At 35.0% G+C, this 13,216-nt stretch carries 14 protein-coding genes and 1 pseudogene; 7 read left to right on the top strand and 8 right to left on the bottom strand.

The window, feature by feature from the left end:
• Positions 1 to 88 precede the first annotated feature (88 nt).
• The 5 genes from CA730_RS25260 to miaE all read left to right on the top strand — a co-directional run bounded on the left by CA730_RS25260 (position 89) and on the right by miaE (position 4,763).
• A complete protein-coding gene (locus tag CA730_RS25260) occupies positions 89 to 802 on the top strand; it encodes a TIGR04283 family arsenosugar biosynthesis glycosyltransferase (protein WP_197705465.1) in 714 nt (237 codons plus the stop codon).
• Positions 803 to 1,498, top strand: coding sequence for a TVP38/TMEM64 family protein (locus CA730_RS25255; protein WP_231940138.1), 696 nt, complete (start codon positions 803 to 805; stop codon positions 1,496 to 1,498).
• Positions 1,499 to 1,636: 138 nt separating this feature from the next.
• Positions 1,637 to 3,184: a mercuric reductase gene (locus CA730_RS19270; protein WP_096669746.1), complete on the top strand. Its 1,548-nt coding sequence runs from the start codon at positions 1,637 to 1,639 to the stop codon at positions 3,182 to 3,184.
• A gap of 186 nt (positions 3,185 to 3,370) precedes the next feature.
• Positions 3,371 to 4,132: a sterol desaturase family protein gene (locus CA730_RS19265; protein WP_096669744.1), complete on the top strand. Its 762-nt coding sequence runs from the start codon at positions 3,371 to 3,373 to the stop codon at positions 4,130 to 4,132.
• Between the two features lie 31 nt (positions 4,133 to 4,163).
• Positions 4,164 to 4,763: a tRNA-(ms[2]io[6]A)-hydroxylase gene (gene miaE, locus CA730_RS19260; protein ID WP_096669742.1), complete on the top strand. Its 600-nt coding sequence runs from the start codon at positions 4,164 to 4,166 to the stop codon at positions 4,761 to 4,763.
• Here miaE and CA730_RS24645 read toward each other — a convergent pair.
• On the bottom strand, positions 4,760 to 4,888 hold the full coding sequence (locus tag CA730_RS24645) for a DUF4351 domain-containing protein (protein ID WP_231939887.1): 129 nt from the start codon (positions 4,886 to 4,888) through the stop codon (positions 4,760 to 4,762). The genes miaE and CA730_RS24645 overlap by 4 nt on opposite strands.
• 31 nt (positions 4,889 to 4,919) lie before the next feature.
• Positions 4,920 to 5,066: pseudogene (locus tag CA730_RS25770) on the bottom strand (DUF2887 domain-containing protein); the annotation flags it as partial.
• A gap of 124 nt (positions 5,067 to 5,190) precedes the next feature.
• Here CA730_RS25770 and recR point away from each other — a divergent pair.
• A complete protein-coding gene (gene recR / locus CA730_RS19245) occupies positions 5,191 to 5,790 on the top strand; it encodes a recombination mediator RecR (RefSeq protein WP_096669736.1) in 600 nt (199 codons plus the stop codon).
• A 23-nt stretch (positions 5,791 to 5,813) separates the two neighbouring features.
• Positions 5,814 to 6,434 (top strand): tetratricopeptide repeat protein, encoded by a 621-nt coding sequence (locus CA730_RS19240; protein ID WP_096669734.1) that lies wholly within the window; start codon positions 5,814 to 5,816, stop codon positions 6,432 to 6,434.
• 285 nt (positions 6,435 to 6,719) lie between these two features.
• On the opposite strand, the gene CA730_RS19235 is transcribed toward CA730_RS19240, so the two are convergent.
• The 6 genes from CA730_RS19235 to CA730_RS19215 form a co-directional block, all read right to left on the bottom strand.
• Positions 6,720 to 6,995: a hypothetical protein gene (locus tag CA730_RS19235; RefSeq protein WP_197705463.1), complete on the bottom strand. Its 276-nt coding sequence runs from the start codon at positions 6,993 to 6,995 to the stop codon at positions 6,720 to 6,722.
• Positions 6,996 to 7,168: 173 nt separating this feature from the next.
• Positions 7,169 to 7,546 carry a GxxExxY protein gene (locus tag CA730_RS19230; RefSeq protein WP_096669732.1) on the bottom strand — a complete coding sequence of 126 codons (378 nt, stop codon included), beginning with the start codon at positions 7,544 to 7,546 and terminating at the stop codon, positions 7,169 to 7,171.
• A gap of 232 nt (positions 7,547 to 7,778) precedes the next feature.
• Positions 7,779 to 8,393, bottom strand: coding sequence for a type I restriction endonuclease (locus tag CA730_RS19225; RefSeq protein WP_197705462.1), 615 nt, complete (start codon positions 8,391 to 8,393; stop codon positions 7,779 to 7,781).
• Positions 8,394 to 8,575: 182 nt separating this feature from the next.
• A complete protein-coding gene (locus tag CA730_RS25250; RefSeq protein ID WP_231939886.1) occupies positions 8,576 to 9,820 on the bottom strand; it encodes a C-terminal helicase domain-containing protein in 1,245 nt (414 codons plus the stop codon).
• A gap of 247 nt (positions 9,821 to 10,067) precedes the next feature.
• Entirely contained in the window at positions 10,068 to 11,996 is a 1,929-nt protein-coding gene (locus tag CA730_RS25245; protein ID WP_197705461.1) for an SNF2-related protein, read from the bottom strand.
• Between the two features lie 433 nt (positions 11,997 to 12,429).
• On the bottom strand, positions 12,430 to 13,083 hold the full coding sequence (locus CA730_RS19215; RefSeq protein WP_172891216.1) for a Uma2 family endonuclease: 654 nt from the start codon (positions 13,081 to 13,083) through the stop codon (positions 12,430 to 12,432).
• Positions 13,084 to 13,216: the final 133 nt, after the last annotated feature.

Genomic DNA, 13,216 nt, shown 5'->3' with positions numbered 1-13,216 from the left:
TGAGAGAATGTAGAACTTGTTTAAATATTATCAGGTTTCAAGAAAATGGCAAAAGTTTACTATTTGTTGCATAAATATTTTGAGAATCATGACGGAAATCATAAATCAAAATTTTAATCGGGACTTAATTTCTATTATTATTCCCACACTCAATGAAGCTGATAATATTCAGGAGGCAATTATTAGCAGTCAAATTGGCAGTCATATAGAAATCATTATAGTTGATGGTGGTTCACAAGATCAAACATTATTAATAGCCAAATCCTTGAATGTTCAGGTGATTATTTCTCCTCCTGGACGTGCTAATCAAATGAATGCGGGTGCTATGGCTGCTAATGGGGAGATTTTGCTGTTTCTCCATGCTGATACTCGTTTACCGACTAATTTCGAGCAGATGATTCGCACAACCTTGGCACAACCGGGAATTGTCGCTGGTGCGTTTGCTTTACAGATCAATGCCCCCGATTGGGGCTTGCGTTTAGTCGAATTTGGTGTAAAATGGCGATCGCATCTTTGGCAAATGCCCTATGGTGATCAAGCTATTTTTCTCACCAAAGATGTATTTGGGCAAGTTGGTAATTTCCCCCAAATACCAATCATGGAAGACTTTGAACTCATGAGGAAATTAAAAACTCTGGGGAAAATTTATCTATTACCAACACCTGTAATTACTTCACCGCGAAGATGGTTAAAAAAAGGAATTATCCAAACTACTCTTGGGAATCAAATTATTGTCATTGCTTATTTACTAGGTATTCCCCCTCAGCGAATTCGTAATTGGTACTCTTCTTTGAAATTGTAAATAATTTTTATGGTTATGACATTTTTATCAGAATTAGATTTAGCTTTAGCGCAGGAATCTATTAGTGCATCTTCTCTCAGTTTCCTGCCATTTCTACAAAATACTTTACAATGGATTAATAGTCTTGGTGCTGTGGGGGGAATAGTATTTATTGGTATTTATATTATTGCCACTTTGGCTTTTTTACCAGCCGCAATTCTTACTTTGGGTGCTGGTATAATTTTTGGGGTAATTTGGGGTTCTTTATATGTGTTTATTGGTGCTACTTTGGGGGCTGTAGCTGCATTTTTAGTAGGACGTTATTTAGCTAGAGGTTGGGTGAAAGAGAAAATATCTAGGTATAAAAAATTTGCCATCATTGATAAAGCAGTTAGTAAAGAAGGATTAAAAATTGTCTTATTAACTCGACTTTCTCCCCTCTTTCCTTTCAACTTATTAAACTACGCTTTGGGAGTTACTAGTGTTTCTTTTAAAGACTATCTTCTGGGTTCAGTAGGAATGATTCCGGGGACAATTATGTATGTTTATATTGGATATTTAGCAGGAGATTTAGCCTTAATTGCTAATAAGAATCAACCTAGTAATATGATCCTCCACTGGGTAATTCAAATTATTGGGTTTATAGCGACAATTGCTGTTACAGTTTATGTAACTAAGATCGCTAAAAAAGCCTTAGAAGAGGAAATTTCAGAATAATGTTCTATTTTTAATCCGCAAAAATTTTGGGAAATTTGTTAAATATAAAACTGACAAATTTTTGAAAATGATGTATCTGTAAAAAAGATCGCCCAATCAAAAATACACTTTATACTTGACCATTTAGAGGTAATACTAATGTCAAATTCAGAATGTCCAAGAGTCACAATGCGTCCCATGGATGAATTTAATCAAAAACTAATCAAAAATGTTCATCCCGATAACTGGCTAAATCCCCAAGCGGCTGATTATTATGATTTGGTAGTTATTGGTGGGGGAACTGCGGGTTTAGTTGTCGCTGCGGGGGCTGCGGGTTTAGATTTGGGTTTGAAAATAGCATTAATTGAAAAAAATCTCATGGGAGGAGATTGTTTAAATTTTGGTTGTATCCCCTCTAAATGTTTAATTCGTTCTGCTCGTGTAGTTGAAGAAATCAAAAAAGCCAAGGATTTAGGGATTAATATTTCCCAACAATTTGATGTAGATTTTGCCACAGTTATGGAGAGAATGCGGCGGATTCGGGCGAGTATTAGTCATCATGATTCTGTGGAAAGATTTAAAAGTTTAGGAATTGATGTTTTTTTAGGTGCTGGTAAATTTAAAAGTCAGAATACTATAGAAGTTGATGATCAAACATTAAAGTTTAAAAAAGCTGTCATTGCCACGGGTGCTAGGGCGGTTAAACCAAAAATTCGCGGAATTGAAGCCGCAGGTTATTTAACTAATGAAACTGTTTTTTCTCTAACTCAGAAACCAGAAAAATTAGCAGTAATTGGTGGTGGTCCTGTTGGTTGTGAATTGGCGCAGACATTTCGGCGTTTGGGTTGTGAAGTGACATTATTTCATCGAGGTTCACATATTTTAAATCAGGAAGATCCAGAAGCAGCGGAAATTTTGCAAAAAGTTTTAATTGATGAAGGGATTCGTTTAGTATTAAATTGTCAATTAGAAGAAGTTGTCACAGTTACAGAAGGAAAACGCCTCTATTTTTCTGTAAATAGTGAAAGAGATTCGGTGACAGTTGATGAAATTTTAGTTGGTGCGGGGCGTGCGCCAAATGTGGAAAATTTGAATTTAGAGGCAGTGGGTGTAGAATATGATCAAACCTTGGGTGTGAAAGTGAATGATTATTTGCAAACCACAAATCCCAAAATTTACGCCGCTGGTGATATCTGCATGAATTGGAAATTTACTCACGCGGCAGATGCAGCAGCACGAATTGTGATTAAAAATACCCTATTTTCGCCTTTTGGTTGGGGACGAGCTAAACTCAGTAGTTTGGTGATGCCTTGGGTGACATATACCAGCCCGGAAATTGCTCATGTAGGGATGTATGCAAATGAGGCAGAAAAATTAGGTATAGAGATAGAAACTATTAAGATTCCTTATAGTCGCATAGATCGAGCGATCGCAGATCATGAAGAATCTGGTTTTTTAAAGATACATCACAAAAAAGGATCAGATCAAATCCTGGGTGCAACCATAGTTGCTAATCACGCAGGAGAGATGATTTCCGAAATTACGACAGCTATTGTTAACAATATTGGTTTAAGTAAACTTAGCAGTGTAATTCATCCTTACCCCACCCAAGCAGAAGCCATTAAAAAAGCCGCAGACGCTTATCGTAAGACTTTACTCACACCAAAAACTAAACAATTATTGGGATTTTTAACCAAGTTTTCTTAAATTGTGAGATCTTCAGATCCCCGACTTCTTAGAGAAGTCGGGGATCTTGTTCTTCTATATATCCAACAAAGCGTTATAATTATTAAAGTGGGAGTGAATAAATCAAGAAAATATTCAGGGTAAAATTCATGAATGTACACATAAAATTGACCTATCTATGCCAGAATTATCAGGACATTAAACAAAATGGAATATAAATCTCTGGCTATTGTCACTAGTATTGTTATATTTGGAATCCTGGAAACCTTAGTTCCTTTCTTTCAATATCGTCAAAATCCCGTTAACAGATTTATTCACAATTTAATATTGGGTTTAATAAATTCTTTGGTGATTAACCTCACAGTTATTTTAATCTTAAATTCTCTCTGGAAACCAACCTTACCCCAGGGTCTTTTTTATAATTTAAATTTACCTTGGTTGCATTTTATTCTCTCTTTTTTATTGCTGGATTTGTATATGTATACGTGGCATAGATTAATCCACACTTGGGGTTTTGCTTGGCGGTTTCACAAAGTTCATCATACAGATAGATTGATGAATATATCCACAGCTTACCGCTTTCATCCGGTAGAAGTAATTGTCTCCAATATCCCCAAAATTGGATTAATTTATCTATTGGGAATTACCCCAAATGCGTGGATATTATATGAATCTTTATTTGCTATATCCTTAGTTTTTCATCATAGTAATTTTGCTTTACCTTTGAAAATAGATAAATTCCTGAGTTATTTGATCGTTACACCTAATTATCATCGCGCTCATCATTGTCAACTAACAAAATATTTAAATAGTAATTACACCAGTTTGTTAACTATCTGGGATATAATATTTCAATCCCGTTATTATCCACCCCAACCAGAAACAATCCAATTTGGTGTACCGGAAGAAACTAGAGATTTTAATGTGATCAGTTTATTGAAATTACCGTTTAAGATTAAAATTAATTAGCTGAATTGTTAAATTTGGAGTTTTTCTGGCTGTGTTAAGTTCACCTTTACCAACTATCAACGCCCTCAAACAACCTACCAGTGATGCTTGGGTAGAGCAAGCGATCGCTAACCTTGATATTATTTTACTAGATCACTCCCACTGTGAACGCAAAGCCGCAGGAGTAGCATTAAATATGATGTTTCGCTATCCCTCCAATGCTAAAATGGTGAGGGAGTTAACAGCGATCGCTCGTGAAGAACTAGAACACTTTGAACTCGTCAATCAATGGCTAGAACGCCGTCATATCAAACTTGCAGCCCTCTCCGCACCCCCCTACGGTGCAGGTTTAAAATCCCAAGTCCGGGGACAAGAACCCCAGAGATTTTTAGACTCCTTACTCGTTACCGGTTTAATCGAAGCCCGCAGTCATGAACGTTTGGGACTCCTAGCTGCTAACTGTCCAGAACCAGAACTAGCGGAATTTTACCGCAGTTTAATGGCATCAGAAGCCCGACATTTTGGCATATATTGGGTTTTAGCTGACACCTATTATGACCGAAAAATCGTCATGGACAGATTAGATGAATTAGCAGAGGTAGAAAGTCAATTATTATCAACCTTACACCCAGAACCGAGAATACATAGTTAGTCAGTTTGTGACGGAGTATGGATTAACAACCAAGTTTGCAAATCATCCAAACTCTGAAAATCTAAAAGAGCTTCACTCAATTCTTCTACCACAGATAATGGCAAAGCCGAAATAGATTTTCTCATTTTTTGAGATATTCTCCCAAACCGCTTTGTTAATAGCATCAATTGCAAAAGTCGGTTCTTTGACAGCCACAGAATCAAAACGGTCAGCCTGAGCATTAATAGGCGGATATGTCAACAGTTCAAACAACAAAGATGGGTATTGTTGAAAGAGTTTATAAAAAAGTGAATCTCTTCGCATAAAACATGATTATAATATTTTATTGATTAAAATTGCTCAAACTTTGCGTCTTTGCGCGTATAACACAATTCATTTTAACTTTGAGATAACATCATTGTAAAATAGAAAAAAGCCCGGAGGTAGAATTACGGTTTACGCACGTCCCCTAGCCAAATTAATCGAACAATTGCAACGTCTCCCTGGAGTTGGTCCCAAAAGTGCCCAACGTTTAGCTTTGCATATCTTAAAAAGACCAGAAGCAGAGGTAGAAGCCTTAGCTCAAGCACTTATTGACGCAAAAAAACAGGTCGGTTTATGTAAAGTTTGTTTTCACCTTTCATCAGATCCAGTCTGTGAAATTTGTCGTCACCCTCAGCGAGATAATACAACTATTTGCGTAGTTGCAGATTCCCGTGATGTAATTGCATTGGAAAAAACCCGTGAATATAAAGGTAAATATCATGTTTTAGGTGGCGTAATTTCCCCTATGGATGGTATTGGACCTGAACAGTTAAATATTCAACCTTTAGTGAGAAGAGTCAGCGAACAAAAACCCCAAGAGGTGATTTTAGCCATTAGTCCCAGTATCGAAGGAGAAACCACAACATTATATATCGGTCAATTACTAAAACCATTTACAAAAGTCACCCGCATTGCTTTTGGTTTACCTGTAGGTGGTGATTTAGAATATGCTGATGAATTAACTTTAGCAAGAGCATTAGAAGGACGGAGAGAACTAGATTAAAAGTAGCAAATTTGATTACCAAAATGTTTTTTACCAACTCCCTAGAAAATCAACTGCAAGAGTGGAATAATACCATTAACATTCAACCAAATAACGTTAATGCTTATGTCCGTCGCGGCATGGTTTATTTTAAATTAGGAAAAATTGCCGAATCAATTCAAGATTTTGATCATGCAGAAAAGTTAGATATTCAAATTACTCCCTATCTTTGGCAACGAGGATTATCTTATTATTATGCAGAACGATTTGCTGAAGGTGCAAAACAGTTTGAAATTGATTTAACTGTTAACGCTCAAGATGTGGAAGAAACTGTCTGGAGATATCTTTGCATAGCTAGATTATCCGGTGTGACAGAAGCTCGTAATTCTTTATTACCAGTGAAAAATGATCCGCGAAAAATCATGAAATCTATCTATGATTTATTTGCAGGTAATTGTACAACAGATGATGTTTTAAATGTGGGAAAATTGGCAGGATTAAAAGGTAAGTTTTACAGTCATCTATATTTGGGTTTATATTATGAAGCTGAGAATAATTTAGAGTTAGCGCAGGAATATATAGTTAAAGCGGCTGATGAGTACAAAATTGATGATTATATGTGGTATTTAGCAGTAGTACATAAGCAGTTAAGGGAATGGGAGTAATATATGAAATTTATTATTATATATTTTAATAAACGGTCAGAATCACGGATTATACGGATTAAAGGATTTCACGGATTTTATTTTATGTATTCCTATAATAGATCACTTATACTATAACAGATCAATAAATCCGTGCAATCTGTGTAATCCGTTTAATCCGCGTTCAGGATTTTAATTGTCTATTACTATCCGTGCAATCTGTGTAATCCGTTTAATCCGCGTTCAGGATTTTAATTGTCTATTACTATAACAGATCAATAAATCCGTGCAATCTGTGTAATCCGTTTAATCCGCGTTCAGGATTTTATTTGATGTATTACTATAACAGATCAATAAATCCGTGCAATCTGTGTAATGTTCTCCTTGGGGTTCTCTACTTAGTGGTTCACCTTGCCACGCGCCAAAGGTGCTAAGAAACTGCTGTGACCATTGACGTTTTTTGGGCTTAGAGATGGGTTGATAAACGAGTAAAATTTCTAGTTCTTCCCCTGAGTGGTTGGGTAGGGGAATTTGCAATATACCTTGATCATTGACATGGGCGGTTATTTGTATACTTTGCATTGCTTTGTCTCCTAATTATTATATATTTTAATAAACAGTCAGAATCACGGATTATACGGATTAAAGGATTTCACGGATTTTATTTTATGTATTCCTATAATAGATCACTTATACTATAACAGATCAATAAATCCGTGCAATCTGTGTAATCCGTTTAATCCGTGTTCAGATGTTTATGTTTTTATTAGTCTTTTAAATTGTACGCTTTCACTACCAAAATTAATCAATAATCCAACTTCTAATTTATATACTTTGAGATAATTTAATGCTTGGGCAAAGTGGACATCTTCTAGTTGTTTGGTGGCTTTTATTTCGACTAATATTTTTTCTTCTACTACAAAATCAGCGCGTCGTGTTCCAATAGGTTCGGGTAAGTTTTTGTAATAGATTTGTTGTTCAATTTCTCTGGCAAAATTTAAACCGGCTTGATGAAATTCGTAGGCTAGGGCGCGTTGATAAATTACTTCTTGAAAGCCGTTACCTAGAAATTTATGAACTTCAAAGGATGCACCGATTATTTTTTTGGTAATGTCTTCGTATTTTAAACTCATACAGGATCACGGATTATACGGATTACAGGATTTCACGGATTTTAGTTGTCTATTACTATAACAGATCACTTACTACTATAACAGATCACTTAATCCAAGCAATCTGTGTAATCTTTTTAATCCGCGTTCAGGATTTTATTTATCTGTTACTATAACAGATTACTTATACTATAACAGATCACTTAATCCGCGCAATCTGTGTAATCCGTTTAATCCGTGTTCAGCCCTTTTATTATAGATTCTGGAAAGATTTGAGAATTTGCAGCACGCGATAGAGTTCATTACTCGATCGCTTAAAAAGTGAAAAATCATCAGAAAGATCGTATTGAGATTGTTGCAGCTTAACAAACATAAAATGATCGCCGTTGGTAACGAGTCCATAAGTTGGTTTATCACCATTTGGGCTTGCTGTCATGTAGGTAAGAGCTTGTGGTACTGCCACTAAAAATGAAAAACTAGAACGCTTTGCTTCAATTAAAACTATCCATAAGTTGTTATTCAAAACTAAAGCATCAATTCTTCCGTGATAAGTAACACTACCATCATAATCGCTAATCTCAACTGACTGTTCACTTCGCAAACTAAAAGGTGATTCCAGAAAACCTGCCAAAAATAGTAATGGTGAAACCATCAACAAATTTACCGTTCCTTCAGACAAACAGCCTTGATTAATATGATATATATAAGACCCTTTGATCCGATCTAGAGTTGTTTTTTCGGTATCTTCTAATTCTTCAAAATCTCTACACCATTCCATGAAAAAGTCTGGATCATGAGATCGCCTTAGTCCTAACTTTGTCTCTACATCATAAAGTGATTGAATATTTTCTGTAACTGCAATAGTCATAGTTATTTACTCCCAAAAACTTCTGAATCACGGATTATACGGATTAAAGGATTTTACGGATTTTGATTTTTCGTTATGCTACAAGTCCGCGCTATTACTAGTTTATCTATCTTTGTCTATAACTATAACAGATCACCTAATCCGTGCAATCTATGTAATCCGTAAAATCCGTGTTCAGCATTTTATACTGTAACTAACACCCAACTGATTAAATCGAAATTACTTAGCTGATATTTACCATCAACTGTAACATTTTGCTTAATTCTATCTATAGAAGCCTTATTACCTCTTTTTAAACCTTGCAAAATTCCCAGAGTTTCATTACCCATCGTCTTTTTGACAGAACCATCTTCCATTTGCTCCTCTTGTACTGCTTGACTGGTCAACCAAGTTTTAAGCGCGTTTACCAACTCCGCAACTGCCACCGCTTCACCGCGATCAACTGCATCAGGAACAAAACGCTCGTTATCCTTATACAAGGTTAGCAAATCTAAAACTTCTTTTTGATTTTTTAAAATTAATTTACCTGATTTATCAATGTAAATTAAATCAAACACTTGATATTGATGAGCTAATTTTTTAGCTGGTTTAGCAGGATACCCCAACAAAGCAATAATACCATCATGCAAATTATCATTCAAATCATCATCAATGCCCGATTTCTGCACTGCTGTAAATCCTGTATATACACCTTTTGGCATTTGGCGATATTTATCTTTATCACGATTAAATTCTGTTAATAAATCCTGACGATATCGCTCTAAAGACAAACTATCAAAGCCTAAACCTTGATTACTAACTTCAATATCATCCCATGTAGTTTGCATTTGTCGCATCATCAGATCATTCATTTTTTGATCAAATTCTTCATCATGAGCCATCTTAGCAAAACTATCAGAAAATTGATGATCTACTTCTGCTCCTGCTAACTTCATGGCGGCCATACGCTGTTCAATTCTTCCTTGTAAATTGAGATAGGAATTAATATTATCTGAAGGCCAGAAGTTAATCCCAAAAATTTCTTGATTAGGACTACCTAACCGATCAATTCTACCCATACGTTGGATAATTCTCACAGGATTCCAATGAATATCATAATTAATTACCATATCAGCATCTTGTAAATTTTGCCCTTCACTTAAAGCATCCGTAGCAATCAAAATATCTATGGGTTTCTTGAGTTTGTGGTAAGTTTCAGGGTGATTATCTTTAACCCATTCTTGCCATTCTCCAAAGGCTTCAAGACCTGATTTTTCAGAGGTAAAAGCCCATTCTTTTTCACAAAATAGCTTTGTATAGGGTGCAAATCTTTCGAGAATAGCCTCCATAGATTGTTTGTGTGGGCTATCATCGGAGTATGAACCTGTTCCTGATGCGATCGCAATTTTGTCAAAACCTCTAGCTTGAAGTTGGTTAAATAAATACATCGCTGTATCACGATAAACTGTAAAAATTACTACTTTTTGATTGTGGTTATTTGCTCCTGATTTACGCTTTTTGATAATCTCTATAATCAGTCTTTCTAACTTATCATCACAGGATTTAAACTGCTGGGATTTTTGAATTTCTTTATCAATTTTTATAGCAAACTTTTGTAAATTAATATACAGCTTATCGAGAGCATCTAAATCTTTTTTTAGATCCTCTTTAAACTTATCTAAGTTACCAGCTTGATCAATTTCCGCGATACTGATGGGGCGTTTTTTTACCTAATGTATCAGTAATATCATCATCATTCTCATCATTTTCTAAATCATCAACATCATCTTCTAATAATACCGTTTTTACCTTGTTTGCTTGATATGCTTTAATTTTATCTAAAGCATTTTGATGATGATTTTTGATTTTTTCTACTGTTGAGTAAAAGGAAAACCAAGAAGACTCTAATCGCTTCACCATCAAAATATAAATCATTTTAACTAGAAAGCGATCGCGTGACTTTTCATCCCGTAATATATCTTTCTTAGCGTCTTTTTGCTGATTTGATTCATCCTCTAAATAAAAGGCTGGCTGATATCCTGATAACATTGGTGGAAAATGATCAAACAATTCCTCAAAGGTTTCAAAATTACCAAGTTGATGTGGTGTGACAAATAAATTTTTAGGCTTTGTCTTAGTAGGAAATAGTAAATTTGTCTGTTGACCTTCCACCATTTTTCTAGTTCTCGCAACTAATAGAGAATCTGTTAACCTAAAAAAATCATTGTCTGAGAGCTTTTTAATAAAATTGCCAATTTGAGGTTTGGCATCTCTGCGCCACTCGTTAAATATAGTCTGTGCTTGTTTAAAGCAATAATCAATGTTTTTTACACCTAATTTGCTATCATAGCCATGTATATCACCTTGAACCATTAACTTAAATTGATTTCTCACATCATTGAGAGAGTTATTAATTGGAGTTGCAGATATTAGTAAAACTTTGATATCTTGATTGTTTTTTAAAATCTTATCAACTAAAAAGTTATAACGACTAGATTTATCATTTCTGAGATTATGACTTTCATCAATGACAATTAATTTGGGTTTGTCATCACAAAAAAACTTATCAGCGCGATCGCTATAGGAATTTAGGCGATCGCCGTTCATATCGGTATGAAAACGAATAAAAAATTTCAGCTTATCGGTTTCAAATTTTGATGCTTGATCTTCCTTATAGCGTCTCCAATTACTCTCTAACTTTTTAGGACAAAGTAATATAACTTCCCGTCCTTGCATTTGAAAAAACTTCATTACAGCCAAAGCACTCCAAGTTTTTCCTAAACCTACCGCATCTGCTAAAATAGCTCCATCATATTTTTGCAACATTCTAATTAGACTGAGAACACCCTTTTTTTGAAATTCATAAAGAGCAGAAAAAATAGCAGTATTTTCTAATCTACCAACTTGACGATTAAAGTCTGGATCATTCTCAATTTCTAAAACTTGATTACCAAACAACTCAAATAATATCTTGTAGTAAATATCTCTGGGAGTATATTTAATAAATATTTTTTCAATTTCCTGAATTAGATATTGCTTAAAATCTACCTTTTTAGTTGTTCCATCTTTCAATAAGAGAGTTTTTTCTGGATGAGCTTGATGTTTATGCCAAAGTGAATCAAACCATTTTACCAACTCTTTATATTGATGATTATTTCCCGTCTCAGCAATATTCAATTCTAAATTATTGGTATGTTTTAGTCCAATTCCAGCCTCAGTTAAATTGGAACTACCAGAAATAAAATACTTATTGCGATCGTCATCCTTCAATGGCTCAAATAAGTAACACTTAGCATGACAAAAATTCGGCTCTAAAGTTTTTGCTTTCACCTTGTCCTGTTTTAAAAACATCACAGCTTCCTGTGCCAAAAGACTAAGATTCAGAGCCGCTTCAATGGTAATATTTTCATTTAGTAAATCTAAGGGGCGATTTTCAATTTTATCTAAGTTAACAATATCGCCAAGCACTAATCGAAATTTAGCAATTTTATGATTAATTTCCTGAGAAAGATAAGCTAAAGCCCCAACAGTAAAATAACCTGTAACAATGTCTACAGTACCTTCTTCTGTATATTTTTTAATCCACTCATGAACTTTCCGATATTTTTCATTGTCTAATATCATTTAGCCTTTCCTTGTAAAGAGGGTAAGTCTAGCAAGTGTGTTATTAGCAGCAAGTAGTAAATCAAAATTAAGTATACTCCTATTTGACTGTATACGTTATTTTGCGGGTAATCCAGAAAAAATCGGACAAGGTATTATGGCAAGTCACTACACTTTAGTGCCAAAACGCTAAATGACTGCTTTCCGATGCAAACAAAATTATAGTATGTTTAGAGCTAACGCTCATATACGGCAACAAAATTGCCGTAATACCATACCAACATACTTATACTTTGCTGAAAATGAACTCTTTCTAAATCGCGCTAATACACAACTAAAAGCGCATAACTAGCTCAACAATAGGCAAATTTTAACTATAGAATTTGTTGAACGCTTAATTAACTGTAACGAACCAGCTTTAAAAATTACCGCTATATAAATCGTGAGTCAGCTTTTAGAAATTAATCCGACGATAAACTTCACCAAGAGGAACTTCTACATTTAAACTATGTACTAATATAGACTGATCAATATGATCATAAACTTGCCATTGCCAGCGAACTGCTTGCAGCAGCGCTTCCCTATCGCTATTATCATCAAGTTTGTGATACTGCTCAATATAGGGTTCAGTTTGGCTAACTAGTAGATATTCACAAAAGCTAGGAAGGGAGCGATATTTTCTAAATTTTTCACCCCTATCATAACCTTCAGTAGAGGGTGATAAAACTTCTACAATTACTAGAGGATTGAGAATTTCATCGGTGCGATAGCTTCGCTCGCCGCAGGCATCGCCATTAAACTCTGGTTCACCATTAATTACAAGAACATCAGCATAAGTACCATGATTAAACTCAGAAATCCAGATTCTTAAGTCCCCATTATAAGTTTGAAAATTAGTATCTCTGAGAGCTAAATTAAGTAAAGTAGTAATATTGACGGTAAGACGACTATGAACTTCTGAACCTCCAGCCATTGCAATAATTTCCCCGTTACGATATTCATGTTTTTCTACGGCGGTTTCCTCCATTACCCGATACTCATCTGGAGTGAAGTGAGTTGTTGTTATATCCTGGGCAATACTGGGGGGACTGGTTTGAGTAATAACCACGATCAAACCTCACGAATAATTGGTTTTATTTTAAGATAGTTCTTCCTTATCAAATCCATGATAACAAATTTTAAATCAATTGTCAAGCCCCAAATACAGTTTTTCGCGCGCGACAAGATTTTCGGAATCGCTG

Origin of the sequence: Dolichospermum compactum NIES-806, assembly GCF_002368115.1 — a bacterium.
Lineage (GTDB): Bacteria > Cyanobacteriota > Cyanobacteriia > Cyanobacteriales > Nostocaceae > Dolichospermum > Dolichospermum compactum.
The sequence above is the reverse complement of the archived record's forward strand: the minus strand, read 5'-3'. Positions and strand labels throughout refer to the sequence as shown.